This is a genomic window from Alkalihalobacillus alcalophilus ATCC 27647 = CGMCC 1.3604 (genome assembly GCF_000292245.2).
GTDB lineage: Bacteria > Bacillota > Bacilli > Bacillales > Bacillaceae_D > Alkalihalobacillus > Alkalihalobacillus alcalophilus.
Genome location: NZ_ALPT02000060.1, coordinates 1 through 25,355, shown reverse-complemented (window position 1 = coordinate 25,355; position 25,355 = coordinate 1). Strand labels below are relative to the sequence as shown.

At 38.9% G+C, this 25,355-nt stretch carries 28 protein-coding genes; 27 read left to right on the top strand and 1 reads right to left on the bottom strand.

Annotation, left to right across the window (positions count from 1 at the left end; translation table 11 throughout):
- Window positions 1-833 precede the first annotated feature (833 nt).
- The 10 genes from BALCAV_RS15050 (at window position 834) to rsmI (ending at window position 8,001) form a co-directional block, all read left to right on the top strand.
- Window positions 834-1,040: a sigma factor G inhibitor Gin gene (locus BALCAV_RS15050; protein ID WP_003324838.1), complete on the top strand. Its 207-nt coding sequence runs from the start codon at window positions 834-836 to the stop codon at window positions 1,038-1,040.
- A 272-nt stretch (window positions 1,041-1,312) separates the two neighbouring features.
- A complete protein-coding gene (locus BALCAV_RS15045) occupies window positions 1,313-2,743 on the top strand; it encodes an aminotransferase class I/II-fold pyridoxal phosphate-dependent enzyme (RefSeq protein WP_003320855.1) in 1,431 nt (476 codons plus the stop codon).
- Window positions 2,743-3,396 carry a dTMP kinase gene (tmk, locus tag BALCAV_RS15040; protein WP_003320854.1) on the top strand — a complete coding sequence of 218 codons (654 nt, stop codon included), beginning with the start codon at window positions 2,743-2,745 and terminating at the stop codon, window positions 3,394-3,396. Before BALCAV_RS15045 ends, tmk begins: the two co-directional genes overlap by 1 nt.
- Before the next feature lie 2 nt (window positions 3,397-3,398).
- Entirely contained in the window at window positions 3,399-3,728 is a 330-nt protein-coding gene (locus tag BALCAV_RS15035) for a cyclic-di-AMP receptor (RefSeq protein ID WP_003320853.1), read from the top strand.
- 11 nt (window positions 3,729-3,739) lie between these two features.
- Window positions 3,740-4,735 carry a DNA polymerase III subunit delta' gene (gene holB / locus BALCAV_RS15030; RefSeq protein ID WP_003320852.1) on the top strand — a complete coding sequence of 332 codons (996 nt, stop codon included), beginning with the start codon at window positions 3,740-3,742 and terminating at the stop codon, window positions 4,733-4,735.
- A gap of 4 nt (window positions 4,736-4,739) precedes the next feature.
- On the top strand, window positions 4,740-5,564 hold the full coding sequence (locus BALCAV_RS15025; protein ID WP_003320850.1) for a PSP1 domain-containing protein: 825 nt from the start codon (window positions 4,740-4,742) through the stop codon (window positions 5,562-5,564).
- A gap of 15 nt (window positions 5,565-5,579) precedes the next feature.
- Window positions 5,580-5,921, top strand: coding sequence for a DNA replication initiation control protein YabA (yabA, locus tag BALCAV_RS15020; RefSeq protein ID WP_003320849.1), 342 nt, complete (start codon window positions 5,580-5,582; stop codon window positions 5,919-5,921).
- Window positions 5,922-6,135: 214 nt separating this feature from the next.
- Entirely contained in the window at window positions 6,136-6,876 is a 741-nt protein-coding gene (locus tag BALCAV_RS15015; protein ID WP_003320847.1) for a tRNA1(Val) (adenine(37)-N6)-methyltransferase, read from the top strand.
- Window positions 6,873-7,154, top strand: a complete 282-nt coding sequence (locus BALCAV_RS15010; protein ID WP_003320846.1) for a GIY-YIG nuclease family protein — start codon at window positions 6,873-6,875, stop codon at window positions 7,152-7,154. Before BALCAV_RS15015 ends, BALCAV_RS15010 begins: the two co-directional genes overlap by 4 nt.
- Entirely contained in the window at window positions 7,132-8,001 is an 870-nt protein-coding gene (rsmI, locus tag BALCAV_RS15005) for a 16S rRNA (cytidine(1402)-2'-O)-methyltransferase (protein WP_003320845.1), read from the top strand. Before BALCAV_RS15010 ends, rsmI begins: the two co-directional genes overlap by 23 nt.
- A 129-nt stretch (window positions 8,002-8,130) precedes the next feature.
- On the opposite strand, the gene BALCAV_RS15000 is transcribed toward rsmI, so the two are convergent.
- Entirely contained in the window at window positions 8,131-8,418 is a 288-nt protein-coding gene (locus tag BALCAV_RS15000) for an AbrB/MazE/SpoVT family DNA-binding domain-containing protein (protein WP_003320844.1), read from the bottom strand.
- A 205-nt stretch (window positions 8,419-8,623) separates the two neighbouring features.
- Between BALCAV_RS15000 and BALCAV_RS14995 the strand changes: the two genes are divergently transcribed.
- The 17 genes from BALCAV_RS14995 to BALCAV_RS23445 all read left to right on the top strand — a co-directional run.
- The gene (locus BALCAV_RS14995) at window positions 8,624-9,589 is read left to right on the top strand and encodes a DNA double-strand break repair nuclease NurA (protein WP_003320843.1); all 966 of its coding nucleotides are present in this window, start codon (window positions 8,624-8,626) and stop codon (window positions 9,587-9,589) included.
- A 14-nt stretch (window positions 9,590-9,603) separates the two neighbouring features.
- On the top strand, window positions 9,604-11,436 hold the full coding sequence (locus BALCAV_RS14990) for an ATP-binding protein (RefSeq protein WP_003320841.1): 1,833 nt from the start codon (window positions 9,604-9,606) through the stop codon (window positions 11,434-11,436).
- A 1,007-nt stretch (window positions 11,437-12,443) separates the two neighbouring features.
- Window positions 12,444-14,438, top strand: coding sequence for a methionine--tRNA ligase (metG, locus tag BALCAV_RS14985; protein ID WP_003320862.1), 1,995 nt, complete (start codon window positions 12,444-12,446; stop codon window positions 14,436-14,438).
- A gap of 99 nt (window positions 14,439-14,537) precedes the next feature.
- Window positions 14,538-15,305, top strand: coding sequence for a TatD family hydrolase (locus BALCAV_RS14980; RefSeq protein ID WP_003320861.1), 768 nt, complete (start codon window positions 14,538-14,540; stop codon window positions 15,303-15,305).
- A 353-nt stretch (window positions 15,306-15,658) separates the two neighbouring features.
- Complete coding sequence (locus BALCAV_RS14975) at window positions 15,659-16,915, top strand: G5 and 3D domain-containing protein (protein ID WP_003320859.1); 1,257 nt, start codon at window positions 15,659-15,661, stop codon at window positions 16,913-16,915.
- Window positions 16,916-17,188: 273 nt separating this feature from the next.
- Window positions 17,189-17,746: a ribonuclease M5 gene (gene rnmV, locus BALCAV_RS14970; protein WP_003320857.1), complete on the top strand. Its 558-nt coding sequence runs from the start codon at window positions 17,189-17,191 to the stop codon at window positions 17,744-17,746.
- Window positions 17,743-18,618, top strand: a complete 876-nt coding sequence (gene rsmA, locus BALCAV_RS14965; protein ID WP_040324081.1) for a 16S rRNA (adenine(1518)-N(6)/adenine(1519)-N(6))-dimethyltransferase RsmA — start codon at window positions 17,743-17,745, stop codon at window positions 18,616-18,618. Before rnmV ends, rsmA begins: the two co-directional genes overlap by 4 nt.
- Before the next feature lie 242 nt (window positions 18,619-18,860).
- Entirely contained in the window at window positions 18,861-19,730 is an 870-nt protein-coding gene (yabG, locus tag BALCAV_RS14960) for a sporulation peptidase YabG (RefSeq protein ID WP_003323336.1), read from the top strand.
- A gap of 388 nt (window positions 19,731-20,118) precedes the next feature.
- Complete coding sequence (veg, locus tag BALCAV_RS14955; protein WP_003323335.1) at window positions 20,119-20,382, top strand: biofilm formation stimulator Veg; 264 nt, start codon at window positions 20,119-20,121, stop codon at window positions 20,380-20,382.
- Between the two features lie 108 nt (window positions 20,383-20,490).
- Window positions 20,491-20,676 (top strand): small, acid-soluble spore protein, alpha/beta type, encoded by a 186-nt coding sequence (locus BALCAV_RS14950; RefSeq protein WP_003323334.1) that lies wholly within the window; start codon window positions 20,491-20,493, stop codon window positions 20,674-20,676.
- A gap of 754 nt (window positions 20,677-21,430) precedes the next feature.
- Window positions 21,431-21,595: a hypothetical protein gene (locus tag BALCAV_RS22375; RefSeq protein WP_160173425.1), complete on the top strand. Its 165-nt coding sequence runs from the start codon at window positions 21,431-21,433 to the stop codon at window positions 21,593-21,595.
- A 377-nt stretch (window positions 21,596-21,972) separates the two neighbouring features.
- Entirely contained in the window at window positions 21,973-22,824 is an 852-nt protein-coding gene (gene ispE, locus BALCAV_RS14945) for a 4-(cytidine 5'-diphospho)-2-C-methyl-D-erythritol kinase (RefSeq protein ID WP_003321685.1), read from the top strand.
- A gap of 67 nt (window positions 22,825-22,891) precedes the next feature.
- Window positions 22,892-23,746: a pur operon repressor gene (gene purR, locus BALCAV_RS14940; protein WP_040324079.1), complete on the top strand. Its 855-nt coding sequence runs from the start codon at window positions 22,892-22,894 to the stop codon at window positions 23,744-23,746.
- Window positions 23,743-24,120 (top strand): RidA family protein, encoded by a 378-nt coding sequence (locus BALCAV_RS14935; RefSeq protein WP_003321687.1) that lies wholly within the window; start codon window positions 23,743-23,745, stop codon window positions 24,118-24,120. Before purR ends, BALCAV_RS14935 begins: the two co-directional genes overlap by 4 nt.
- A 199-nt stretch (window positions 24,121-24,319) precedes the next feature.
- On the top strand, window positions 24,320-24,613 hold the full coding sequence (gene spoVG / locus BALCAV_RS14930) for a septation regulator SpoVG (RefSeq protein WP_003321688.1): 294 nt from the start codon (window positions 24,320-24,322) through the stop codon (window positions 24,611-24,613).
- A gap of 274 nt (window positions 24,614-24,887) precedes the next feature.
- Window positions 24,888-25,286, top strand: coding sequence for an IS200/IS605 family transposase (gene tnpA, locus BALCAV_RS14925; protein ID WP_040324078.1), 399 nt, complete (start codon window positions 24,888-24,890; stop codon window positions 25,284-25,286).
- 11 nt (window positions 25,287-25,297) lie between these two features.
- A partial coding sequence (locus tag BALCAV_RS23445; RefSeq protein ID WP_152563058.1) for a helix-turn-helix domain-containing protein occupies window positions 25,298-25,355 on the top strand: 58 nt, incomplete at its 3' end.

The window sequence follows — 25,355 nt, the reverse complement described above, 5'->3', positions numbered from 1 at the left end:
GAACGCTCAGGCGGTGAAGAGCTCTGGCCCGTCAGGGGCAGCAACTGCGGAGGATAAGCTTCAAAAAGAGAACCCCATGAAACACATCGTGAAAAAGCCTCATGAATCAACCAGGAGGTGGGCGTGAGACGAATCGGTTGTCTTCGTGCAGCATCGTGAGAAACATCGAGGAAAAAGCGACGTGTCCCACTTCCCTGAAGAAGACAACCTAAGAGACAGTAGGGCGTTGCCAAGCGATAAAACAAAATTCAATAGAGATATGCTTTTATATGTATAAGAAGAATAGTCCGACGGTGAAGAGGACTGGCTAGTAGGGACAGCATCTGCGGAGGCTAGGCTTCTCAAAGAAGACCTCATGAAAGATCTCATTGAAAAGCCTCATGAATCAACCAGGAGTCAGGTGTAAGGTTGCCAAGCAGATAAAGCATATTCCAATAGGGTGTATTTTTTTGTCTACAGAGTAAGAGAACCTAATTAGTCGTACTTTGTATGGTTTATGGCAAAGAAATAAAACTTCAAAAGTGACCTTATCCTATAAGCTTGCTTTTGGGACAAAGAGGAACTATTCAGCTATGGTTTGTCCAATAAACCAAAGTTAGAATAGAAAAAAGATACTAAAGGGATTACCGGTAGGATATAGAGAATTTGAATATATAGTCTGTGTCAAACAGCTTATTTCTTTTTTAAAGGGATAGGCACTTAATTGCAACTTTGTGAATAAGGTTAATTAAAAGGGGAAAAAGGGATAAAGAAGGGTGAGAGTAAAATATTAAAAAGGGATTTTATGTATGAAAATTTAGAAATTTGCCGACAATGATGCTGGGGGTGTTTTAATGAAAAAAACCGGAGTCATTCAATTGCGGCTTGGTGAAGTTTGTATGATTTGCGAAAAGCCACAAAAAGCAGGAATACATGTCATTGATTCTTTTTTATGTGAGGCGTGTGAACGAAAGATTATAAACTCTAATACGAGTGATTTAGATTATAGTCATTACTTACATCAAATGAAAAAAATTCATTCTCATAGTGAGTCAAATTAGAGACCATTTTCTTAACGGAAAATGGTTTTTTCTTGTGTGCCCTGTATTTTTTCACACTTCTAAGCAAACGCTCTGCGCTTTTCTATGTCTAGTTGCGGTCAGCAGGAACTCGGGAAAAATCGCCCATCCTTAGGAAGTCAAAAAGCGACTTCCACGGCTGTTCTAATTTTTCCTCGTTCCTAAACGCCTCCCTCCACTTTTCTTTGTAGATGCTTGGGGTGGGGGTTTCATATATAATAGAAGAAAAGAGAGTATGGAAAAGATGTGAATATATGAGGACGCCATTAATTGATACGATTCAGAAGCATCGTGAGAAACAGTCCGTTTCCTTTCATGTGCCTGGACATAAAAATGGGGCGGTATTTCCGAAAGAGCTGTCAGATCTTCAGGTGATGATGAGTTATGATCTAACCGAAATTGAAGGGTTGGATGATTTACATGACCCACAAGGCCCTATTTTAGAAAGTGAAAAGCTGCTTGCTTCTTTCTATGGGACAAAAAAGTCATATTACCTTGTGAATGGTTCAACGGTTGGAAACTTAGCAATGATTTACGCTTCCTTTCAAAAAGGGGATTATGTGTTTGTTCAACGCAATTGTCATAAATCGGTTCTAAATGCACTCAAAGTAAGAGAAGTGATCCCTGTTTTCCTTGAACCCGAGTATGATGAGGTGACAGGGCAAGCGGTCGGTATAGATCCCTCAACTTTAAAGGCAGCATTGAAAAAGTTTCCTGACTCAAAGGGAATTATTTTTACATATCCAAATTACTATGGAATCAGTTTATCGCTAAAGCCGCTTATTCAAATCGCGAAGGAGTTTAATTTGAAAGTCATAGTTGACGAAGCACATGGGGCTCATTTTATTTTGGGAGAACCTTTTCCGCCCTCTGCTGTTATGTTAGGGGCAGATATGGTTGTGCAATCCGCTCATAAAATGTTACCTGCATTGACGATGTCAGCCTATTTACATGTCTCTCATTCAGTTAATAATGAGGAGATAAAGAAGCTTCAACAAGCGTTAGCTATTTTTCAATCAAGTAGCCCTTCTTATCTTCTACTCGTTTCTTTAGAAGGGGCAAGAGCCTTTTTACAATCTTTAAAAAAAGAAGATGTTGAGACTGTTCTAGCAGGGGTAGAGCGGTTAAAAGCCGAATTAAATAGTATTCCACAATTGGAAGTGGTTCAATATGAGAACTCAAGCTTACAAAGCGATCCATTAAAGGTTACAATAAGATCAATGACTAATTTAACAGGTTTTGAGTTGCAGCGGCTCTTTTCACAATATAAGTTGGAAACGGAGTTAGCGGATGAGCACCACGTATTGCTCGTATGCGGGTTTATTGCTCCAGCTAGTCAAGCGATAACAAGTATTTCCCTATTAAGGGAGCAATTAAAGTTTAAGCCTGTCATTGAGAAACGTAAAATAAAAGTCGAACAACGGACAGAAAAGGTTTCAACTCTACAGATATTAGAAACAGAACGTTATGAAACAACGGTCTCAAAATGGAATGAGGCGGTAGGGAAAGTGGCGGCAGAAACGGTCATCCCTTACCCACCGGGAGTTCCTTTATTGTATCGAGGGGAAAAAATTGAACAGTCCGTATTAGAACAAATGGAACGATTAGCAAAAGCAGGAGCGAGATTTCAAGGTTATGATGCTAAAAAAGGTAGTATTTTGACGATAGATTTGGAGGAAGTGTGATGTTAAAAGGCTGGTTTATTACAGTCGAAGGAGGAGAAGGTGCTGGTAAAACAACAATTGTTGATAAAATCGAGCATTTTTTAAAAGATGAAGGGTTAGATGTTGTAAGAACGAGAGAACCCGGTGGCATTAAGATTGCCGAAAAAATCCGTGAAGTTATTTTAGATGTAACTCATACAGAAATGGATGAGCGGACAGAGGCGTTATTGTATGCTGCTGCTAGAAGGCAGCATTTAGTGGAAAAAGTGTTGCCTGCATTAGAAGCTGGTAAAGTAGTCATATGTGATCGGTTTATTGATAGTAGCTTAGCATATCAAGGTTATGCAAGGGAAATTGGTGTCGACGAAGTACTCTCGATTAATGAGTTTGCGGTAGAAGGACATTTACCAGAGTTAACGCTGTTTTTTAAAGTCGATCCTGAGGTCGGGTTAGAGAGAATTTCACGTGATAAAAATCGAGAAGTCAATCGGTTGGATAAAGAGAAATTAGACTTTCACAAAAAAGTGAAAGAAGGATATGATAAAGTAAACGAAATGTATCGTTCACGAATAGCGATAATTGATGCTGAGCAAACAGTAGAGCATGTGTATCAACAAGTGATTGATGTGATTAGGGAGCATGATAAATTTAAAACATTAAAGGAGATGGGATAAGGATGAAACTTGTGATGGCTGTTGTACAAGATAAGGATAGTAATCGTTTGTCAGATGCATTAATTGAAGCGGATTTTAGAGCGACTAAACTTGCAAGTACAGGTGGATTTTTAAAAGCTGGTAATACAACGTTTTTAATTGGAACAGAAGACGAAAAGATTGAAGGTCTAATGGAAATTATTAAAGAAAACTGCAAGAGCAGAGAGCAGCTTGTCGCCCCGATTTCTCCAATGGGTGGAAATGCAGATTCATATGTACCATACCCAGTTGAGGTGCAAGTAGGTGGAGCAACAGTTTTTGTGCTCCCTGTTGAGCAATTTGAACAGTTTTAAAGGGTGATTAAATGAAGAGAACTTGGGCGGACTTAGAAAAAACACAACCAAAAGTCGTTAAGATGTTAAAGCGTAGTTTGGAGAAAGACCGACTTGCACATGCATATTTATTGGAAGGAAGCAAAGGGACGGGAAAGTCGGCCGTAGCTCTTCAGTTAGCGAAGAGCTTCTTTTGCCAAAATAGACAAGCTACTGCAGCCGAGCCCTGTTTATCTTGTGTGGACTGCACCAGAATTGAGCATGGAAATCATCCAGATCTTCATATGATTGAACCAGATGGTTTATCGATCAAAAAACAACAAGTAGAGCATCTACAAAAGGAATTTACCTATCGTGGGATGGAATCAAAAAAGAAGGTCTATTTAGTGCAGGATGCGGATAAAATGACTTCAAGTGCAGCTAATAGTTTGCTTAAATTCCTTGAAGAACCTGAGGCACCGACTCTTGCCTTACTTTTAACGGAAAAAGGGCAAGCGATTTTGCCGACGATCCAATCAAGAAGTCAGCAGCTGACGTTTTCACCTTTACCTCGTGATGAATTTGTTGCGAGGTTAAGAGAACAAAATTTCTCAGAGGGGATTTCCAATATATTGGGAAGTCTGACAACAAGTTTTGATGAAGCGATTGAATTAACTAATGGTGATTGGATTGCACAAGCAAGGACCGTAGTGATACAATTAATGCAGGAGCTATATGATAGACCTAATCAAGCGTTTTTTACTGTTCAAGAGAAATGGGTTCCGCTATTTAAAGAGAAAAAGGAACAGGAACTTGGTCTGGATATGATACTCTTATGGTTGAGAGACCTTTTATATACACAGGTTGGCAAGGAAGTGGAGACCTTCGTTGACCAAACTAAATTATTGCAACAACAAGCACTCTCTAGTTCGCAAGAGAAATTAAGTAAAAGCATGGCGGCTGTAATAGAGGCAAAGCAGTACTTACATGCTAATGTTAATTCACAGCTTTTGATGGAGAAGCTGTTGCTTGACATACAGGAGGGATAACGGTTTGCATCAGGTTGTAGGTGTCCGTTTTAAAAAAGCAGGCAAAATCTATTATTTTTCCCCTGGGGAATTCGAACTGGAAAAAGGGGAAGCAGTTATTGTTGAAACGGCCCGTGGTATCGAGTACGGCCGTGTAGTTATTGGGGTAAAAACAGTAGGTGCAGAAGATGTTGTTTTGCCGTTAAAGCAAGTTATACGAATTGCAACAGCTAAGGATAAGTTAACGGTTCAAGAGAATCGTGAAGCTGCACGTAATGCTTTAGATGTCTGTACGGAAAAGATACAAGAGCATGATCTAGATATGAAGTTAGTAGATGTTGAATATACATTTGATCGAAATAAAGTTTTATTTTATTTTACAGCGGATGGAAGAATTGATTTCCGTGAGCTTGTCAAAGATTTGGCGGCGATTTTCCGGACGAGAATCGAATTAAGACAAATTGGGGTTCGAGACGAAGCGAAGATGCTTGGGGGAATTGGTCCATGTGGTCGTATGTTATGTTGCTCCTCCTTTTTAGGTGATTTTGAACCGGTTTCGATTAAGATGGCAAAGGATCAAAACCTCTCGTTAAATCCTGCGAAAATATCGGGCTTATGTGGAAGGCTTATGTGTTGCTTGAAATATGAGAATGACATGTATGAAACGGCTAAACAGGAGCTACCTGATGTCGGTAAAAAGATCTCGACCCCTGATGGTATAGGGAAGGTAATTGGTTTAAATATTCTTGAGCAAATTGTTCAAGTAGAACTATTTGAGGGTGAGAGAATATTAGAGTTTACCTTGGATGAGTTAGTGAACCGAAAGGCAGCAGCTGAAGCCGCAGAATAATGAGGTGGAAAAGACGTGGACAAAAAGGCAATTTTTACTGAGGTAAGTAATATTGAGGTGCGAATTGGGGAGCTTCATCGTGAAATGGGTGAATTGAAAAAACAGCTAGCCCATCTTTTAGAAGAAAATCAAGCATTAAAGATGGAAAATGAAAAATTGAGAGAGAGACTTGATTCTCAAATGGAACGAACAACAGCGGCGAAAAAGGAGAAAAAGAAAACCGTTGTTGGGGAAGGCTATGATAACTTAGCTCGTTTGTACCAGGAAGGCTTTCATATTTGTAATACTCATTATGGAAGTATTCGTTCTGATGGTGATGATTGCTTGTTTTGCCTGTCCTTTTTACATCAAAAATAAAATCTATGTCTACCTCAAAGGGTCCTCCAATTATAAGGAGGACTTTTTTCCACTTTAAGATAGTTAAATTATAATGAAATAGGAATGTTTTTATTATGAGATTAAACTAAATATATAGTTCAATTATTTATGGGGTATAAGAAGTAATAGCTACATGTCTATTATGAAAAGAATAGACGATGACAAAGATAGTAAAAAGTGAGGAAAAAGTAAGATGGAAAAAATAACAAAGGATGAACGACTTGATTATATTAGTGGGACGGACTTAAAAATCATTCAAAGTCCTTCTGTCTTTTCCTTTTCAATCGATGCGATTCTTTTAGGAAAGTTTGTACGAGTTCCTATTCAGAAGGGAGCTATTCTCGATCTTTGTACAGGGAATGGGGTCATTGCTCTTTTGCTAACAACGCGAACGAAGGCAACGATTGTTGGGGTTGAGCTCCAAGAACGATTGATCGATTACGCTCTCCGAAATCGACAGTTGAACGAAAGAGAGGAACAAGTCCAATTTGTCCAAGCTGATTTAAATCATTTACCAGCTTCTATTCAAAAGAAGAAATACGATGTGGTGACGTGTAATCCTCCTTATTTTGAGGCGGGACAAGCATTAGAAAAGAATTTAAATGAGCACCATGCCTTAGCAAGACATGAAATTGCTTGTACACTTGATGACGTGATTCGAGTATGTAGTGAGCAAGTCAAGTACAAAGGGAAGGTGGCAATTGTTCACCGACCAGAGCGGTTAGCGGATATTTTGGAAAAAATGAGAGCGTATCGACTTGAACCAAAAAGAATGCAGCTGATTTATCCGAAAGAAGGAAAACCAGCGAATATGGTCTTAATTGAAGCGATTAAGGAAGGTCAGCCAGGATTGGAAACGCTTTACCCGCTTACGATTTTAAATCAGTCAGGTGAATACTCTGACGCTTTTAAAGAGGTGTATATCGAACAATGACATCTCATGTTGTATATGTGTTAGAATGTGCGGATGGTAGCTGGTACACAGGATATACAAATCATTTTGAGAAGCGATTAAAGAGACATGAAGAAGGGAAAGGGGCCAAGTATACGAGAGGAAGAGGTCCTTTTAAAGTGATTCATGTAACAGAGTACGAAACAAAATCAGAAGCATTAAAAGCAGAATATGCATTCAAACGATTACCAAGAAAAGAAAAAGAACGATTGATTTATAGGGAAAAGGGTGATTTCTATGAAAGAACAGACGAGCTTTAAAGAGGAAGGGAAAATAGGGATGCTTTATCTTGTTCCGACACCGATTGGGAATTTGGAAGATATGACGTTCCGGGCGATTCGTATATTGAAGGAAGCTAATATTATTGCTTGTGAAGATACTCGCCAAACGAAAAAATTATGTAATCATTTTGAAATTGAAACAAGTTTATTTAGTTATCATGAACATAATAAAGCTAAAGCAGGAGAACAGCTTTTGAAAAGATTGCAATTAGGAGAAACGGTAGCTTTAGTTAGCGATGCTGGGATGCCCGCCATATCTGATCCAGGTTATGATTTAGTGCAACTCATATTAAGGGAAACAAATATTCCAGTCATCTCTTTACCAGGGGCAAATGCTGCTTTAACAAGTTTAATTGCCTCTGGTTTACCGACCGAACAATTTCAGTTTATTGGCTTTTTACCAAGACATAAGAAACGAAGGCAGGAAGTATTAGAAGAAATTCAATATCATAAGGCGACTTTGCTTTTTTATGAAGCTCCACACCGGTTAAAAGAAACTCTCCTTGCTTTGTATGATCACTTGGGAAATCGCCGCTTGTCTATTTGTCGAGAATTAACAAAACGGTTTGAAGAGTATCAAAGAGGGACGTTAGAGGAAGCCCTACAATGGGTCGAGCAAGGAGTCGTAAAAGGAGAATTTTGCCTTGTTGTGGAAGGAGCAAATGAAGAAGCCGAACAGGAACATAAATGGTGGGAGGCACTTTCAGCGGTTCAACATGTTGACCATTATATTTCTTTAGGGATGACTTCAAAACAAGCGATAAAACAAGTGGCCGAAGAACGTGATGAACCTAAAAGAGAGATTTATCAACAATATCATCAATAAATAGGTAAAACGAAAGGAGTAGAGGCTATGTGAATAACACCTCTACTAGCTGTTTTTTAGAGCTTTACCTATCTAAAAAGAAAAAAGACTCTGATTTAAAAAATCGAGTCTTTGGGTCATCATAATAAATTAAGCTTCTGTTTTGGCAACGTAATCTTCAAGGCTTTTTAAGATTTCTTTTGCACCTTCTGGGCTTAAAATAATCTTTCCGCCACCGATAGATAGGTTATCATCAGATACTTCACCAGTAATTTGGCAAGTCATGTTTGGCTTGTACTTTTTAAGGATAATACGATCATTATCAACATAAATTTCTAAAGCGTCTTTTTCAGCAATATCAAGTGTACGACGTAGTTCAATTGGAATAACTACACGTCCTAATTCATCAACTTTACGAACGATACCTGTAGATTTCATTCAAATCGTCTCCTCTCAGACTATTAAAATTTATTTTTATTGTGTCATTATTCGACATTTTTCTATCTGAACTAAGAATACCAACGTTTCCAAAACAAGTCAATTAATATTTCTTGAATTCCGTATATTTTTTATAGAAATTTCATAAGTGAGCGTAAAAAAACCTTTATATATAAGTATTTTCATAGTGAGGGGTTGGGTAAAATTGTTAAAAATTAACCAAGACTTTTTAGATAAGATAAAGAAAGTGAACCTATCATTTCGACAAAAATATAAGTCTACTAATATAGATAAATATAGTATTCGACAAAAAATGAGTGAATCAGATGTTGATATTCGACAAATACCAACATTCGACAACGAATCTTTAAGTATTTGGCTAGGCGGTGGATTGTTAGGTGCTGTAGATGGATCGGTTAATCAAACGAAAGGTGAGCCACCACATCTTATTTATTTTTTCCAAGCACTCGCTAAAACGACGACTGGTTATGAATGTTTTGTTTCGGATGTTTATTTTCCCTTATTAGATGATGAAAGGACGGAAGAGGAGGAAAGAGAAGATTCGAAAAAGAAACGCTCGCATCTACTAGCTAAACAAGAACTGACTGCTGCCTATCAATTAATAGAGGAACAGAATTTGAAAGTATTAATGATGGATGGAGCTCTTTATCATTACCGGATTGATGCTCCGTTAGAGTGGGAAAAACTAAAAGAGAAGGCATTAGCTGAGCGTGTCTTCCTCGTTGGCGTCTCAGAAGAGATTACGACTAGCAATTTAGTTCGCCTTGAAGCGTTTCAATCGTTGAAGCAAAGTGGTTATACATATGATCGCGATTTGCTTTTTGGGGTTCTTCATCAGGGAGAAGCTATTTATATAGAAGAAATCCAACATAAAGCCGGTTTGCAATCCGTTTGGATGAGGTTAGGGGCAGACCCTCAAATAACGGGGTTTGATATGTTGGATGAACAAGCGGAGCACAAATGGGAAATGTCGCGTCTATTAGCGACCTTAACTCCTAAAAATGGGAGAGGGATTCCTTTTTGGCTTGATCATATTGACCGAGAAGTGCGGGTAACCGATAAACTAGTCGAGGCCTTAGTTGAACAATATATTGACCCAGAATTGAAACAGCGATTTTTAAGTAAAAAAAGAGAAGGAAGACCATATTAAAGGGGGATGAAAGGATGCAAGTTGTTGGTGTTACAACCCAGCATGAAGTGTATGTCGCTTCAAAAGAACATAAGTTTCGAATGAATGAAATGGTTGTCATTGAAGATGACCATCTCAATCAACCAAAAGGAGAGGTTGTCGAAACATTTTCCTATAATCGTTACATTCCCATGGGGTTTGATAAAGGATTAGTAGATGATCAAGTATTAAAAACGCTTGAGCATATTGGTTATGATATCGGTGCCGATGATATTCATTTGGCTAAGGTTCGTTTGTTTGAAGAGGCGATTCAGCCATTACAAACAGGGGCTCATGTGAGACACCCTGAGTTTTATGAGATTGAATCATTACTAGTGACAACAACAGCTAAAAAAGGCATGGTTTTAGGCGAAGTGAAGTCAACTGATTATGTTGCTGAGACGCTACCAGAGGATTTACAAGGGCTTGTGTCGATCCAAGAAAATGATATAAAAAGGCAGCAACAAGGGATTCCATTTATATTTGATATTCGAGCGATGCAACAATATCCACATATTGGTGTATTTGGTGGATCGGGTTCAGGGAAGTCTTTTGGATTACGTGTCATGTTAGAGGAACTTATGAAATTACAAATTCCAACGCTTGTGTTTGACCCACATTTTGAAATGGATTTTTCCGTTCAAACAGATGGGGTTGGAACTGTGCCAAACTATAAGCAACGTTATATGGTTGTGCAAATTGGTCGTGATGTCGGGGTCGATTTCTCAGCGTTGTCAACACGTGATGTGGAGCGTTTGCTTGCTGCATCAGGAGCATTAACAGAATCAATGATTAATGTCATTCAGTCTGTGCATAAACGTAAAGATAGTTATCAATCTTTTAGTGATCGTACCGCCAATCTAGCAGAGGCAATTGAGCTTGGCAAACAGAAACTTGAGTCGATCTTAAATGATGGTGGAATGACAAGAGATGAACTCCAACGATATAATACATTTAAAAAGCTCTTAGACCAATATGGTAGTTTGCCGCTCTCTTCTGTGAAGGGGATTCAATGGCGAATGAATCGCCTATATCAGGCCGGGCTTTTCCAACATAATATTCGAGCGATTGAGCAAGGAATCCATGCCGGGCAATTGGTTGTTGTACAAGGAGCAGTCTGGCTCTTGCAAGTTTTTTCAAGTTATGTAATTGGGTCCTTGTACGGGAAGCGTCGCACATATAAAGATGCAAGGTTACAGCAACAGCAAGGTGAGTTTTTCCCACCGTTTGTAATTGTAACAGATGAGGCTCATAATTTTGCCCCTAAAGGCTATGAGTCGCCTGCTAAGTCTGTATTAAAAGAAATTGCTCAAGAAGGGCGGAAATATGGGGTATTTTTGATTTTTGCGACACAAAGACCGACTCTATTAGATGAAACGATTACGGCACAGCTTAATTCTAAGTTTGTCTTTCGAACGGTTCGTGGGACCGATATTCAGACAATCAAGGAAGAAACCGATTTAACGGCTGAGGAAGGTAAACGACTCCCGTACTTACGCTCTGGTGATGTTTTTGTATCTTCAGCTATTATTGGGCGGACGATGGCGGTTCGGATACGCCTTGCCCATTCTTCAAGTCCACATACTTTGAACCCCTTTGATGAGTTAAATGAAATGAAAGAAACGGATACGGAGAGTTTAATGGAAGCATTAGATGACTTTCTTCCATTAACTGAAATTCAACTTATGAATCAGCTATCTGAGCTTAATCAAAAAACATCCAAATCATGGGACGTGAAGGAATGGAAAAACAAGCTCAAAAGTTTAAGTGTAGAAGGGCATTTAAAGGAAAACAAAACACCATTTGCTCATATTTATGATCGCCCTTGACCGTTTTTATTAAAGAGGTTTTTAGATGAACTGAACTGGATAAGCATTTGCCTTTTGAAAAACATTGGAGCAAATGCTTATTTTTTCTTGTCAAAAACCCATTTAAGAGCAGGTGAGTATGACCAATCACGGTTAATACGCACCGTAAAAGGGGGAAAGAGAAGATTACATTACCAATTGAGGATAATACGCACCGTAATGGAGAGAAAGGGAAGATTACGTTACCAATTGCGGATAATACGCACCGAAAAAGAGAGAAAGTAAAAATTACATTACCAATCCTGGATAATACGCACCGTAATGGAGAGAAAGTAAAAATTACATTACCAATTGCGGATAATACGCACCGAAAAAGAGAGCAAGGGAAATTTACATTACCAATTGAGGATAATACGCACCGTAATGGAGAGAAAGTAAAAATTACATTACCAATCCTGGATAATACGCACCGAAAAAGGGAGCAAGGGAAGATTACATTACCAATTGAGGATAATACGCACCGAAAAAGAGAGAAAGTAAAAATTACATTACCAATCCTGGATAATACGCACCGTAATGGAGAGAAAGTAAAAATTACATTACCAATCTCTTATGAATGAAAATTGGTTGAATCTTATCATTGATTATTCAGTATTCCCTGATTGATTGTTAGGTATATTTTGGGTACAATTATGGAAAGATGGATTTATATAGGATTCCGATGAAGAGATGAGTACAATGCCTAGATTTATAAGCAGTTATTGCGTGCAGAGAGCCGGGGGAGCTGAAAACCGGTATAAATCAGCGTTAGAAGATGGTCTCGGGAGGAACTTACATTCGAGTGTCTCATAAAAGGCATAAGGGTGTGACGTAGCTGGCGTTAACAGATTGTCAAATGACTTATTGAGCCCTTTTGATTTTTGAAAAGGGGAAATTGGGTGGTACCACGTGAGAAACGCTCTCGTCCCATGTTGGATGAGGGCTTTTTGTATTGTTTTTTAAAGTGAAATTACGAGGAGGCGTCTATTTTGACAGCAGAAAAGAAAAGTTTTTATATTACAACCCCAATCTACTACCCGAGTGATAAGCTCCATATCGGTCACGCGTATACAACGGTTGCAGGTGATGCGATGGCAAGATATAAGCGTATTCGTGGTTATGATGTTCGTTATTTAACAGGAACCGATGAGCATGGCCAAAAAATTGAACAAAAAGCCGAAGCGAAAGGGCAAACGCCAAAAGAATTTGTCGATGAGATTGTCGCTGGCATCCAGCAATTATGGAAAAAACTTGATATCTCTTATGATGATTTTATTCGAACAACCGAAGTGCGTCATAAGGAAATCGTTGCCCAAATTTTCGAGCGTTTCCTTGAGCAAGGAGATATTTATTTAGATGAGTATGAAGGCTGGTATTCAGTTCCAGATGAAACGTTCTATACAGAACTGCAACTAGTGGACCCAGTCAAAGATGAGAATGGACAGATTATTGGTGGAAAAAGTCCTGATAGTGGTCACCCAGTTGAGAAGGTGCGGGAGGAATCTTATTTCTTCAAAATGAGTAAATACGCCGATCGTCTTCTGAAGTACTATGAAGACAATCCAACCTTCATTCAGCCTGAATCTCGTAAAAAAGAAATGATTAACAACTTTATTAAACCAGGTTTAGAAGATTTAGCTGTATCGAGAACGTCCTATTCTTGGGGAGTTCAAGTGCCGAGCAATCCAAAACATGTGATTTACGTTTGGATTGATGCCCTTTGTAACTATATTACGGCCTTAGACTATGGCAAAGAAAACGATAGCTTGTATCAAAAATATTGGCCAGCAGACGTTCATTTAGTTGGAAAAGAAATTGTCCGTTTCCATACGATTTATTGGCCGATTATGTTAATGGCTCTTGATCTACCATTACCGAAAAAAGTATTTGGTCATGGGTGGTTATTAATGAAAGATGGAAAGATGTCTAAATCGAAAGGAAATGTGGTCGATCCGGTTCCATTAATCGATCGTTACGGTCTTGATGCTCTTCGCTATTATTTACTAAGAGAAGTTCCATTTGGTTCAGATGGTACGTTTACACCAGAAGGATTTGTGGACCGTGTTAATTTCGATTTAGCGAACGATTTAGGTAACCTTTTAAATCGTACGGTCGCGATGATTGACAAATATTTTGATGGAGAAATTCCAGCGTATGTTAAAGATGCGACTCCATTTGATGCCCCTCTCCTTGACCTTGTCGACGCTACCGTGAAAAAAGTGGAAGATTCGATGGAAGAAATGGAATTTTCGGTTGCTTTAACGGCGATCTGGCAAATGGTGAGTCGGACGAATAAATATATTGATGAAACTCAACCATGGCTACTTGCAAGGGATGAATCGAAAAAAGAAGAGCTTGGTTCTGTAATGAATCATTTAGCCGAGTCGCTTCGTTACATCTCGATTTTAATTCAGCCGTTCTTGACGGAAACCCCTGCGAAAATTTGGGCTCAGCTCGGGATTACGGAAGAGCAAACATCATGGGAGTCTTTATCTCAGTTTGGTCAATTAAAAGCCGGTACAAAGGTAGAAAAAGGGAACCCAATTTTCCCTCGTTTAGATGTAAAAGAAGAAGTTAGTCATATTGTTTCCCAGATGGGTGGCGTGTTGTTATCTGAAGATGGACAGAAGGAAGAAAAGATTGAGCCGGTTGTAAAAGACAATGAAATTACGATTGATGATTTTACAAAGGTAGAACTTCATGTCGCTGAAGTATTAAAAGCGGAACAAGTCGAAGGAGCAGACCGTTTATTAAAAATTCAGCTTGATGTTGGGTTTGAACAAAGACAGGTTGTTTCTGGTATTGCAAAATATTATAAACCAGAAGAGCTAGTTGGTAAAAAAGTCATTTGTGTAACAAATTTAAAACCAGTGAAATTACGTGGTGAACTCTCACAAGGGATGATTTTAGCCGGGTCTAAAGGAAAGAAACTCCAACTTGCTACAGTGGATGGATCATTACCAAATGGGGCAAAAGTAAAGTAATTGTAACCTAATTGTTATATAGAGAGAAGATTGTTCTTCTCTCTATTGTTATTTTAGAATAATTTTATGGAGTGATAGTTTGTTAAAGGAGTGGTATAAATGCTTTTTGATACACATGTTCATCTGAATGCTGATCAATTTGATGATGATCTAGAGGAGGTTATTCAGAGGGCAGAAGAGGCCGGTGTGAAAGAGATGGTTGTCGTCGGTTTTGATGAGAAGACCATTAATCGAGCTCTTAAGTTAATAGAGAAATATGAGCAACTCTATGCGGCAGTTGGTTGGCACCCGGTTGATGCGATTGATATGACAGAGGATCACTTAAAATGGTTGGAAGAACTTGCTGCTCATCCGAAAGTAGTCGCCCTAGGAGAGATGGGGTTAGATTATCATTGGGACAAGTCGCCAAAGGAGATTCAAAAACAAGTCTTTCGTCAACAAATTGCACTAGCTAAAAAGGTTCAACTACCGATCATCATCCATAATCGTGATGCCGATCAAGATGTTGTCGATATTTTGAGAGAAGAAAAGGCAGAAGAAGTCGGTGGAATTATGCATTGCTTTGGTGGAAGTGTAGAAATAGCAACCCAATGCTTAGATATGAACTTCTATATTTCTTTAGGAGGACCTGTAACGTTTAAAAATGCGAAGCGTCCAAAGTTAATTGCCAAAGAAGTTCCACTTGAGCGTTTGTTAATTGAAACAGACTGTCCTTATCTTGCTCCCCATCCATTTCGTGGGAAAAGAAATGAACCAGCTTATGTGGAATTAGTTGCCAAAGAAATTGCTGAATTGCGTGAGATGAGTCTGGAAGAAATTGCATTGCAAACGAGAGAAAATGCAAAAAAATTATTTAAGATTAAATAAACGAGTAAATGGACCAAGTTGGGGTCCATTTTTTTCTTCGATTTTTGTTGTAATATAGATTACATCTTCATTACAATTTGACAAATCATGTAGGATTTTAAAGGTGTGTGATGTATTAGTTTAAAAGGGTTTTTGTCGCTTTTTGTATATGCTTGTCCTCTTTTTGCTAAATTCGTTTTTGTTCTACAATTTGGACGTTATACATACAGTGGACGTGTCGATATTTTTTTATTTCCCTCGTTCGAAATTTCGTGGATAATGAACAACATGCGGGAGAGATACAAAAATATAAAGTTGACAAAAGAGGAGGTCAGTGTTTATAATTCGGACGTTGAGAGAGAGGAGTTTATGACATGGTAGCAAACATACGTAATCTTCTACCAGGTAAGCTTACTGGAAAGGGATTATTCATCTCCGTCATTAGTCTCATTCTCTTCGTTGGCGTAATTATTTACGCTGTATACGAGGTGACAAAGGCCACGGTTGAAATTAGCATTGATGGCGAAGTAGAGAGATATGATACACACGCTAGCACACTTGCTGATTTCATGATGGAGCAAAACTGGAATGTCCAAGAGCATGATCTTATAGAACCAGCACTTGATACCGAAATTACTGGGAACATGGAAGTCGTTTGGAAGAAGGCGAAGGAAGTGTTTGTAACGATTGACGGGCAAGAAGAGACAGTGTGGACGACCAGAGATACAATCGAACAACTTCTTGAAGATTTAGATATAGCATATAAGGAACATGACGTGATAGAACCAGCTCTTGCAACAATCATAACTGAAAATTTGGAGATTCAATTTGATTCGGCCTTTCAAGTTGTGTTAACGAGTGATGGGGAAGAGCAAGAGTTTTGGACAACTTCGACGACTGTCGCTGACTTTTTAGAAAAAGAAGATGTGTCTTTAGGTAAACTTGATCGTGTGGAACCAGCACTCGAGGAAAAGCTAGAGCAAGAAGCACAAGTTAAAGTTGTGCGGGTAGAAAAAGTCACCGATGTAGTGGAAGAAACGGTCTCTTTTGGTACAGTGACTAAAAAAGACAATACGCTTGAAAGTGGAAAAGAGAAAGTCGTGGATGAAGGCGAAGAGGGAAAAGTTGAAAAACACTATGAAGTCGTGTTTGAAGACGGTGAAGAAGTTTCCCGAGAGCTTGTAAAAGAAGAGATAGTGAAGGAAAGTGCTGATCGTGTGATTGCGGTTGGAACGAAACCAGAACCTGTCCAAGTTGCAAGAAGTTCCACGCCATCATCTTCTAACCAATCAAGTAGTAATAAGAGTGAGTCCAACCAATCAAGTAGTTCAGCATCTGATAATAAGACATTTACGGTAACGGCTACGGCGTATACAGCTGGCTGTAACGGTTGTAGTGGTGTCACAGCCACAGGCATTAATTTAAAAAATAATCCTAATATGAAAGTCATTGCCGTTGATCCGAGTATTATCCCATTAGGCAGCCGTGTTGAAGTGGAAGGCTATGGTGTGGCGATTGCTGGTGATACAGGTGGCTCTATTAGCGGAAATAAAATTGATGTTCACGTTCCAACAAAGGCAGAAGCCCAACGTTGGGGCCGCAAACAAGTGAAGATAACCATTCTAGATTAAGCTTAAATTGTAAAGTGCAGGGCAGCGGCTCTGTGCTTTTCTTTTTGTTCTTTTGGCGGTTATTACTTTGGCCGGGGTTGATGTGTAAAAAGAGGAGAGAAACGCCGCCAAACAGAGAAAGTCTAGTGAAGTAATATTGTATTGATGCCGCTAGTAGGAACTTTTCATAAAAAGTGATAAACTAAAGAAACTATTTTATTGATTAATCAAGTACAATCTGCTGGCTTTCTGTTAGAGAAGGTCAATTCGGTTTAAAATATAAGGAGCAAAGAGATGAAAATCAAAGAAGTGATCGTTGTCGAAGGTCGAGATGATACGGTGGCGATTAAAAGAGCGGTCGATGCTGATACGATTGAAACAAATGGTTCGGCTGTTAATGAGTCAGTTCTCATCCAGATTGAGCTCGCCCAGGAGCGTAGAGGGGTGATTATTTTTACAGACCCTGATTATCCAGGGGAGCGGATACGAAAAATTATTAGTGCGAGAGTAAGTGGATGTAAACATGCGTTTCTCCCTAAAAAAGATGCTCTTTCAAAAAAAGGAAATAATTTAGGCGTTGAAAATGCGACACCTGAAGCAATTCGCTTAGCGCTTGAAATGGTAAGGGAAGAGTATGAAGAGCCATCTGAACAAATATCAAAACAAGATCTATTCCAAGCAGGTTTAATAGCAGGGGCGAAAGCTAAAAGTAGACGTGAACGATTAGGAGAACGGCTCGGTATTGGTTATGCGAATGGAAAGCAACTTTATAACAGATTACGTACGTTTCATATTAGTTCCGAAGAGTTCGCCAAAGCTCTTAAGGATGTTTATTTAGAGGAGGAAAATTGATGAAAGACATTGCAACACCAGCAAGGACGCGAGAAATATTAGAAAAATACGGGTTTCATTTTAAAAAAAGTTTAGGTCAAAACTTCTTAATTGATACGAATATTTTACATAATATCGTGGCAGCGGCTGAGTTAACACCGGATTCAGGTGTGATTGAGGTTGGGCCTGGTATCGGGGCTTTAACAGAACAAGTGGCCAAGAAAGCGAAAAAAGTCGTATCTTTTGAAATTGACCAGCGTTTGTTGCCAGTACTAAAAGAGACATTGGCTCCGTATCCGCACGCTGAAATTATTCATTCAGATGTATTGAAGGCCGATTTAAAAGAGACGATTGAAGAGAAGTTTGAGCAAGGTCAGGATCTAATGGTCGTTGCCAATTTACCGTATTATGTGACGACGCCAATTTTAATGAAATTGTTAGAAGAGAAGCTTCCTATCCGCGGGATTGTCGTCATGATACAGGCAGAGGTTGCGGAGCGCATTTCAGCAAAGCCGGGAACAAAGGAATATGGTTCCTTATCAATAGCCGCTCAATTTTATGCGAAGGCTGAAAAAATGATGACCGTACCTGCCTCTGTTTTTGTTCCAAAACCAAAAGTGGATTCAGCTGTTTTACGTCTGACAATTCGTGAAGAACCACCTGTTCAGGTTCAGGATGAAGAGTTCTTTTTTAAAGTCTTCCATTCGAGTTTTGCCAATCGTCGTAAAACGTTATTAAACAACCTCATTCATAATTTAGCTTCAAAGGAACAAAAGCCAGAGGTGGAAAAGGCGTTAGAACAAGCAGGAATTGATGGGAGGCGTCGGGGCGAAACGTTATCGATGGAGGAATTCGCCGTGTTAAGTGATGCTTTGTTAGAGCAATTAGGTTAAGTGCAGTTAGGGATTTTTAATCATGAAGCGGTTTCTACGAATGGACTCGTAGGAAACCGCTTTTCTTTGTCGAGCTGCAGTCAGCAGGAACTCAGGAAAAATCGTCCATCCTTGGGAAGTCAAAGAGCGACTTCCAAGGCTGTTCTAATTTTTCCTCGTTCCTGACCGCTTCCTTCCACTCTTCTTTTCAATTCACAGTTTTCTTGTTTCTGTCATAGCCTATGGGAGAGGGAGGCGTATCGATGAAAATTAAAGTAGGCGATATTGTGGCTCGTCATTCCTATAAATGTGATGTGTTTTTTCGTGTTATAAAAATTGTAGATAGTCAGGCTGAGTTGGCCGGAGAAGATATGCGCTTGCTAGCGGATGCTCCTCTGGGGGATTTAAAGCTTGTCTCTGCCGAGGAACGTATAAAAAAAAGAGAGCAAGTGAAAGAAGTAGAGGAAAAATCATATCGTTTGTTTCGGCAAGATGCTAAGTTGATGAAGCAACGGAGTGAATATGAGGGAACGGATCATTATACTACTGAACCATCTTATTTTGAGCTAAGAGGTCGTGTTTTGCATATTGATGGCGATAGTTTTTATTTAAGAAAATGCACGGAGTTATATCAGAAGCTAGGCATACCGGTTTATGGAGTCCATATTCAAGAAAAAGAAATGCCTGAGCAATTGGAGTCTTTGCTTGAAATGGTGCAACCAGATATCCTTGTTATTACGGGGCATGATGCTTATGTTAAATCAAAAGGAGAGGAAGAAGAAGTTCGAGCCTATCGCCATACAAAGTATTTTGCAGAATGTGTGAGGATTGCTCGGCGGTTCTGTCCGCATCGGGACCAGCTTGTTATTTTTGCTGGAGCTTGTCAGTCTCATTTTGAAACACTGATAAAGGCAGGAGCAAATTTTGCAAGCTCTCCAGAAAGAATTAATATTCACGCCTTAGACCCTGTTTATATCGTCGCTAAAGTGAGTTTGACGTCATTTATGGAACATGTAGGGTTGTGGGATGTCATTCGCAACACAATTACAGGAGATAAAGGACTCGGTGGAATTGAAACTCGTGGAGTCATGCGTATTGGTCTTCCATATATTAAAAGCGAAAAAGATAAATAATAAAAACTGTCCCAGAGGGTCGATTTTTCGGACCGATGTGACAGTTTTTTTGTTAGGAAGAAAGTCAAAAAGTTGACGAACGCCACCTCTTATATTCACTTCCATTATTAGGGTAATTACATAAAAAAAGAGAAATACGAAGATAAAATAAGGTGAAGTGACATTATTTACGCAAATGAAGCGTTTTCTAATAAATGGATGCGTATTCATACATATTTTTCATGATTTAGACCAAAATATAGAAATAATAGAAGCAAAATAAATTTTTAGGGGTCTTTCGGACGAAAGTTATTGACAAGATTCTTGTCCAATTGATATAATTTAAAATTTATTTGACTTTTTTTGTAGGATGGTGTAAAATAGTATTTGAGTGAGGTGGGGTGTACAAATGGGAAAAACGTTAGTAGACATCAAGCGAGCTTTAGATGCAAATGTTGGAAAACGAATTACAATTAAGGCGAACGGTGGTCGCCGTAAAACGATGGAACGGTCTGGTCTTCTTGAGGAAACATATCCTTCAGTGTTCATCGTCAAACTAGATGAACAGCAAAATGCGTTTGAACGCGTTTCTTATAGTTATGCAGACGTTTTAACAGAATCTGTAGAATTAATGTTTTGTGAAGAAGGCGAAAATGGGACTATAAGAGCATAAGTGCATCACACAACTTCCTGTATTTAGTAAGAACAGGAAGTTTATTTTTTTTAGTTAAAGACATACTAATGGTGTCGTTGTACCTTATTTAAAAAGGGGTTGTTTTCCTTGAGTAGAAGAAGAGGAGTCATGTCTGAACCATTTAAAGAGGAATTGGCGAAAGAGCTTGGTTTCTATGATACCGTACAAAAGGAAGGTTGGGGCGGTATACGAGCAAGAGATGCAGGGAATATGGTCAAACGTGCCATAGAAATTGCTGAAGCGCAGTTAGCGAACCAACGACAGTCAAAATAATATAGGTCAACGACAAGAATCTATCTCAAAAGGTTTTCCTTTTGGGATAGGTTTTCTTTTTGAATAAAAACAGAAATATCATCGGCGCTAGGTTTATAACTCAACTTTCGCATCGAGAAAAACCGTTCAACTAGTTGGCAGAGCGAAAGAGAAGCTCTTAAATAAATGCCCTTAACACGTTTGAAAAGCGAGAACGTACTATCACACAAAACGGATAAACTGTGCAGTAAGAAAAAATAGACAATGCTCTTCTTCGGCTGTCGCTCCCAAACAGACACTCCGCGTCCTTGCCGAGAACCTCATGAGCCTCCTCAGCACGCTTGCGGGGTCTCATTGGACGGTTTATTCCTGTGGGAGTCTCCGTGTCTGTTTGTCCGCTTGATAATAGAATCGAATCTAGGTTCGGTTTTCTCCTTCCATGACTCATTCCGTTGCAGTTGTAAACAAATCCGTGTTGATGCTCTGTAGGTTAGCTAGATGGTCGAGCTGGTTTCGATTTGAATCATGTCTTTTCATGACTGCAGACTTAGGAAAAAGATGGGTGGCAACTCCCTATTTAGTTCCATAACCAACAAAGTGAAGAAGAAGGTCCTTCTGCGTTAGAAATAGCTGATTGAGAATGGCCATATCATCAAGCCTCTCCACGACACTTAGCGGACAAAACCATACGGAGACTCCCGCGGGAATAAACCGTGGAGCGAGACCCCGCAAGGCTTGCCGAGGAGGCTCGCCAGGTTCCCGCAGGACGCGGAGTATGGTTTTGGTAGCGACGGCCGAAGCTCTTAATTTTAGTGCACAGTTTCCTTCAACAGCCTACGAAGAGATGTGTTCAGATTGTCAACGATTGAACCGTTCATGTAAAGTCAATCTCTATCAACGGTTAAGGGTCAATCATACGCTGAGAAAGTTAAGTTTATAATTATCAGATAATTCTATTATTTAGTGGTGGAAGGTTTAAACTTTCTTGTAGGTGGAATAATAATACTACCAATCAACCATAAGGAGTGTTAATAATGAGTTTACAAGAATATATTGAATCGATTAATGAGATGTTAGAGAAGGCAAAAGAAGAAACGGTGGAAGAGTGAGCTTAAATCTATGTATCTATAAATTAAAAAGACTAGAATGAATCTCCCTTTAGCAAACATTTCATTAAGAGGGAGAATTTTTTGTCTAATGAGCACATGAGTTTTGGGTGGGGAAGTTCTTTATGGCTTGTTTGCATTGAAGGTGGTATGTTGATGAAACAAGTGATAAAATAACGTAAGCAAATGGAAACTATAGAAGGTGACGATATTGAAGTATTCGATTAAAGCCCCAGCGAAAATTAATTTGACGCTTGATACATTGAAAAAACGTTCAGATGGTTATCATGAAGTAGAGATGATTATGACAACGGTTGATTTAGCTGATCGCCTTGATTTAGCTGATCGAGAGGATGGAAAGATTGTTATTGATGTATCTGAAGGTTTTGTTCCGAATGATCATCGTAACTTGGCCTATCAAGCAGCTGATATATTAAGAAAGCACTGTAACATTACTCGTGGTGTTTCGATCTATATTACGAAAAGGATTCCTGTATCTGCTGGATTAGCAGGTGGGAGTAGTGATGCGGCGGCTACTCTAAAAGGTCTTAACCAACTATGGTCTCTAGGTCTTAGTTTAGATGAACTTGCAGAGCTAGGAGCAAAAATTGGTTCTGATATTCCTTTCTGTATTTATGGGGGGACGGCTTTAGCGACAGGAAGAGGAGAGAAAATTGAAAAAATTGCTTCTCCGCCACCGTGTTGGGTAATCTTAGCTAAACCGCCTATCGGTGTATCTACAGCCGACATATACAACCGTTTAAATGTGGATGAGATCTTACATCCTAATACATCAGAAATGATACGAGCGATAGAAAATCAAGACTTTCAAAGCATCTGTGCAGGGCTCCATAATACATTAGAAAGTGTGACCCTTGATTTATACCCTGAGGTGAAAAAGATCAAAGAGCAAATGCTTAAATTTGGGGCTGATGGTGTCTTAATGAGTGGAAGTGGACCAACTGTTTTTGGGCTTGTCCAAAAAGAGTCTCGTTTAAATCGGGTCTACAATGGCTTAAAAGGATTTTGTAGTGATGTGTATGCGGTTCGTCTACTTGGCTAAAAGACTTGATAAAATCCGTACATTGATGGTATGTTTATTATAAATATTCGGATTTCGTGGAGGTATTATGAAAAAACTGAAAAGAAGTGGAAGATTGGTGGACATGACCTATTTTCTTCTACAGCATCCACACGAGGTAATTTCACTTACTCATTTTGCGGAACGTTATCAGTCGGCGAAGTCTTCGATCAGCGAAGATCTAGTGATCGTCAAAGATATATTTGAAGATGAAGGATATGGCTCTTTATTAACGATCCCTGGGGCAAGTGGGGGAGTAAAGTATATTCCTAAAGTAGGCAAGGAGGAAGCAGTTGAATTAGTCAACACGATCATTGATCAATTGGCTGTTTCTGATCGGATCTTACCTGGTGGGTACTTGTATATGATGGATGTGTTAGGAAGTCCACGTTTTAATAAAGCGGTTGGTCGCTTATTTGCCGGGGCTCTTGCTAATAAAAAAATCGATGCCGTTTTAACGGTCGCAACGAAAGGAATTCCGCTTGCTTATGCGGTGGCAGATTATTTAAATGTTCCTGTAAGTATCATTCGTAGAGACCACCTGGTGACAGAGGGATCAATGGTTAGCATTAACTATGTTTCTGGCTCTTCTAACAGAATTCAAACGATGACTTTAGCGAGAAGAAGTATTGCTCCTGGAGCTAGAGTGTTTATTGTTGATGATTTTATGAAGGCTGGTGGTACGATCCGTGGGATGATCGATTTATTAGCTGAATTTGAAGCCGAATTAGTTGGAATTGGTGTACTCGTTGAATCAGTAGAGGTAGAAGAAAAATTAGTTGACGAATATATTTCGTTAACTAGAATTTCTGATATAAATGTTCAAGAAAGAATGATTAAAGTTGAGGCAGGCAATGTGCTCGACCAGCTTGCTTCTATAACAAAGGAGGATAATCACTCATGAAGAAAGTTTATACGAAAGAAGCACCAGATGCGATTGGGCCATATTCACAAGGAATGGTCGTCAATAATTTATTTTATAGTTCAGGTCAAATTCCATTAAAGGCAGATGGGGATTTGGTAAATGGTGATGTACAAGAGCAAACTCATCAAGTATTCCAAAATTTAAAAGCGGTATTAAAAGAAGCGGGTTCTTCACTTGAACAAGTTGTGAAGGCGACTGTGTTTATTAAAAATATGGATGAGTTTCCATTGATTAATGAAGTATATGGAGAATATTTTTCAGAGCATAAACCGGCACGCTCTTGTGTGGAAGTGGCAAGACTTCCTAAAGATGTGCTAGTAGAGATTGAAGTTATTGCTCTTGTGACAACATAAATTATCATAATGAGGCTGTGCTGAGGTCATTAAATGGACCTTAGCACAGCCTTTTTGGATTATTAGTTCATATTGATTAGGTCAAAAAATAAAAAACTGATAAAAAAGGGAGAATTTTTCTCATTTTTAAGCAGGATTTCCTAAATTGATCTCGAAATGTAATTACAAGAATAATCAAAATATAGGTGGTGGCCCCAACATGCAAGTAACTGACGTGAGATTACGTAGAGTCAACACAGAAGGCAGAATGCGTGCAATTGCCTCGATTACGATAGACAATGAGTTTGTTGTCCATGATATTCGTGTTATTGACGGCAATAATGGATTATTTGTGGCGATGCCTAGTAAACGTACTCCAGATGGAGAATTTCGTGATATTGCTCATCCCATTTCTTCTCAAACACGTGAGAAAATCCAAACAGCTGTGTTAGAAGAGTATAAAAGAGTTGGAGAGTTTGATGGAATTGAATATGAAGAAGCCGGTGCTTCCTAAACAACATGTCTCACTATTTACAGTGAGGCTTCTTTTTTTTTGCTTAACAATTTATAGAAGACAGCAAGACGCCTATAGGAATAGTGATATACTAGAACAAAAGTATTTAACTTACTTCCGAAAGAAGTCTCCCTCTTCAAGCGTGTGAAGGGTGTAGCCCAACGATAAGGGGGAGATGAATTTCGGTTGGGCGTTAGCACAAAGGCTTTTTTCTTTTGACTTTCCCCCCGATGTGCTATGATCAGTCTTATAAAGTATAAGGGTTGATATAACAATGAAATTAGATAGTAATAATCATTCAGTATTCTTAATGTACTACCATCTTGTGTTAGTCGTGAAATATCGAAGGAAAGTGATAGATGATACTATATCTGACTACGCTAAAGATAAATTTGTCTCTTTGAGTGAAAAATACAATATTACATTGGTCGAATGGAACCACGATATGGACCATGTTCATATTTTATTCAAAGCACAACCTAACAGTGAATTATCGAAATTCATCAATGCCTATAAAAGTGCAAGTTCAAGGGTCATCAAGAAGGATTTTCCCCCTGTACGCAAAAGGTTATGGAAAGAGATGTTTTGGTCAAGAAGCTTTTGTTTGTTGACGACTGGTGGCTCACCTATTGAAGTAGTGAAAAAATATATTGAAAACCAAGGGATAAAGTGAGGTGATTTGATATGGCTAAACAAAACAAAGCGTATAAGTTTAGATTGTACCCAACAGAAGAACAGATAA